The organism is Alcanivorax sp. HI0044 (assembly GCF_001634945.1).
In genome coordinates this window covers 1-3,003 of the sequence record NZ_LWEZ01001443.1, presented here as the reverse complement: position 1 = coordinate 3,003, position 3,003 = coordinate 1, and the positions used below count along the sequence as shown (strand labels likewise).

Annotated in this window: 1 protein-coding gene and 2 pseudogenes; 1 reads left to right on the top strand and 2 read right to left on the bottom strand. The window is 61.6% G+C overall.

The features are described from left to right. Both A3730_RS21605 and A3730_RS21600 read right to left on the bottom strand, forming a co-directional pair. Positions 1-381: pseudogene (locus A3730_RS21605) on the bottom strand (LamG domain-containing protein); the annotation flags it as partial. Positions 382-384: 3 nt separating this feature from the next. Continuing rightward, the gene (locus A3730_RS21600; protein WP_063538890.1) at positions 385-1,560 is read right to left on the bottom strand and encodes a hypothetical protein; all 1,176 of its coding nucleotides are present in this window, start codon (positions 1,558-1,560) and stop codon (positions 385-387) included. 213 nt (positions 1,561-1,773) lie between these two features. On the opposite strand from A3730_RS21600, the pseudogene A3730_RS21595 reads away from it, so the two are divergent. Next, positions 1,774-3,003, top strand: a pseudogene (locus A3730_RS21595) (PD40 domain-containing protein); the annotation flags it as partial.

Below are 3,003 nucleotides of genomic sequence, written 5' to 3'. Positions count from 1 at the left end.
TTCCCAGCAGTTATGGCCACCGGCTACTTTCTGCACCATGCGCGATGTCGCGGGCTGGTTCAGGTTGATCAGCGGGTTTGCCGCCGCATAGGTGGCGTTGATATCACCGGTTTGCACAAAGGCAGGTTGCTGGTTGCGGTGGCAGGCACCGCAACGCTGTTCACTGACCAGGTTGTTCCAGATGTATATCTTGAAGGCGGAGGTGTCTGCGTTGCGCGGGGCGGGGCCGGTGTAATTCACGCCACTATCGCCAGTGCCGGTATCCACGTTCGGTTGTGTGTCGGCACCGCTGCCACTGCCGCCACAGCCACTGAGCAAGGTGATGAGCAGGCTGGCCAGCAGGGCTGCCGCGCGGGGATGAGCAAGCTGAGAATACGTCATCCGTTACTCCCCCATGCAGTAGGTGGCCGCATCAGAAAACAGGGTTTTCATGCGGTAGTTATCGTTTTTGAAGTGGCTGGTCATGCTGGCCAGCTCGGCGGTGTCGGCACCGTCGGCGGGTTTGCGCAGACACACGGTCTGGAACACTTTTTCTGCCTGGCAGGTGGCAAAGACTTCACTGTGGGCCAGTTCCTTGCCCATGCTGGCGGCCCCTTCGCCGCTGCCCGGGAGGTTCGGATCCCAGCCCAGGTTGGCATTGGGGCCCTTGCGCCAGTAGTTGTCCCAGCTGTTGTCGGGGGTGATGTAGCCCCAGGGGAAGTTGTTGCCGTTGATCAGGTATTTGCCCTGCACCCGTGTGCCGGTGTCGGCATCGTTGCCGCTGTTGTAGACCATGCGGCCGCCATTGCCTTCCTGTTCGCCTTCCCAGTCGTAGTAGGCAAAGGCCTGGGCCAGCGGGTCCATGCCGCTGTGACAGCCGATGCAGCTGTTGCGGAAGATACGGCTGTCGCCACCGGGGCTGCGGCTCACGTCCTGGCGGATGCGGTCGGAGGGGCGGGTGGTGTCCTTGACCTGCTCCAGGTCACGGCACATGTGATTCATCATGGTGAAGCGCAGCATGGCCCGGTTGGTGCCGGCGTAAAAAAAGGCGTTGGCGGCGGCACGGGTGGTGAGTACTCCGGCCACTGCTTCTGCGGGGGTGCCGTATTGGCTGGCCTGGCTGCTTTCGGTGAGTGCCGTGCTCAGGTCCGCATGCTGGTTTTCCAGGGCTTCGTAATGGGCATTGCTGGAGGGGGAGGCGGCCGGGCTGGCGTTGCCCACATAGAGCAGGTCGCTGTAGAGGATGCGGCGGAAGTCCACGTCGTCACGGACCACACCGATGATGGTGGCGGTGTAGTCGTTGAGCGGTGCAAACACATCCTGGGCTTCGTTGGTCCAGGGGGTGGCGAACTGCTTAATGGTGACGTTGTAGAAGGCCGGATGGTCCATGGCCAACTCGGCGGCGGCGGCGGCCTGGTTGTTGTCGATCAGGCTTGCCATTTCGGTCAGCGTTGCGGCATCGGCCGGTACGCCGGCCAGCCGATTGTGGATGCGTTGAGCCTGATCCCGGCTGTTTGCCGTTGCGGTGGCGGGTACCACCATGGCAAGCGCGATCAGTATGATCCCCCGGTAGCCTTTCATGGGCTTGGTCCTTGTTGTTCTCTATGAGCGCCGCAGCCGCCTAAGGTGGCCGCCGGCAAGCCAGTAGTGATAATGCTATTACCGTTTAACCGATTTCCCGTATCCCGTGAGTATTCTGTATGACATTCTGCGTCACTCTCTGTGAAGTGACGCCCAGAAATTTAAGAAGATATTCGGGATACTGATGTAAACCTACGAAATACGGATGAACGGGTGAAAATAATAAAGCGTATTGGGGGGCTCAGCCTGCTGGGAATGCTGGCAGCGCTGGGTGGCTGCGGGGGCCTGGATGGCAGTGAGCAGGCAAAAGATCCGACCGTGACCGAGATCCCGGTGGCCTATGTGCAACGGACCCCGCCCCAGACGGACATGGACGCGATGGCGCAGGAGGCCCTGGAAGAGCCGGCGGTTTTCCAGGCCGGTGCCCGGTTGATGGTGCGCGACAGTGCCTCGGCCCGGGCTCAGGCCCGGGATGTGACCTCCGCGCGGCTGGGGGCTGGTCACGATATTCGCGATCTTAGCGTGAGCCCGGATGGAACCCGGTTGCTTTTCGCTGCCCGGGCGCCGGAGATCCCTGATGCGGACGAGGATGAGCAGCCCACCTGGAATGTTTGGGAATACGATTTTCAGGGGCGCGCAATCCATCGCCTGATCAGTAGTGACCTGCTGGCGGAAGAAGGCCAGGACCGTTACCCCGCCTACCTGCCCGATGGCCGCATTGTCTTTTCCTCTACCCGGCAGCGTCAGGCCCGGGCCCGTCTGCTGGATGAAGGCAAGCCCCAGTTTTATCCCCTTGAGGAAGGGCGCGACGTGAGCGCCTTTGCGCTGCATGTGATGGAGCCGGACGGTTCGGATATCCAGCAGATCACCTTCAATATGAGCCACGACGTGGCGCCGCTGGTGAAGGCGGATGGTCGAGTGGTGTTTCTGCGCTGGGACAACAAGGACAATGAAAACCGTTTTGATCTGTATCGGGTGAACCCGGACGGGACAGCGTTGACTCCCCTCTACGGCGCCGAGAGCCATGCGCTTACGGACGATACCCGTCGCGAGTTTATGCCGCTCTCGTTTATGGGCGATGGCCGTTTGCTGACGGCCATCCGCTTACGTGAAACCGCCGCCGGGCAAATGGAGCCGGTGGCTATCGATATCGACAACTTCGTTAACCGAGAAGGCCCCTTGTTTGGCAGGGTGGCGGGGCAGGCGGAACAGTCGCTGCCCGGCCCGGCGAGCACTCTCACCGGCGCCATTTCTGTGACCGGACGCATGGCGGACCTGGTCAGCCTGAATGATGGCAGCGGGCGTTACCTGATGGCCTGGTCGCCGTGTCGGCTGCAGGACGGGGCGGTATTGCGCCCCTGCACCGACGAATACTTGCAGCAGGGATTGCCGGAAGCCGAGCCGGCTTTCGGGCTGTGGATTCTGAATCCATCAGAAGGAACG